Source organism: Polaromonas sp. P1_G2 (genome assembly GCF_056405515.1).
Genome location: NZ_JBFUBY010001724.1, coordinates 1 through 363 on the forward strand (window position 1 = coordinate 1; position 363 = coordinate 363).

Consider the following 363-nt stretch of genomic DNA (forward strand, 5'->3'; position numbering starts at 1 on the left):
GTCATAGGTAGCGATAGCGTCGGCGAGCGCCGGCGCACCGGTCACCAGCGTGTCCCAGTTGCCCTTGGCGAAGCGTTCGTCGGTCGAGAGTTTTTCCAGCCCGGAAAAGGCGTGGCTCAGCACCTGATGGTGCGACGACAGCGAATTGAGCGCGAAGATGCCGCTGTCGAAAAAAATCTTGTTCTTCTCATTGCCATGGTTGAGGCAGACGAGCACGGTCGGCGGGCTGTCCGACACGGAGCAAGCAGCCGTGACCGCCACGCCGCGTCTTTGGCCGTTGAACGCAGTCGTGACCAGTTGCACATGGCCCGCATAGCGCGCCATCGCATCGCGATAGAGTTTGCCGTCGGCCACCGACAGTTC

1 protein-coding gene is annotated in these 363 nt (G+C 61.7%); it reads right to left on the reverse strand.

What is annotated here, in order from left to right; genetic code table 11:
* The coding region (locus AC1D0P_RS32290) for a flavin reductase (RefSeq protein WP_477680449.1) at positions 1-363 on the reverse strand (363 nt) is incomplete at both ends.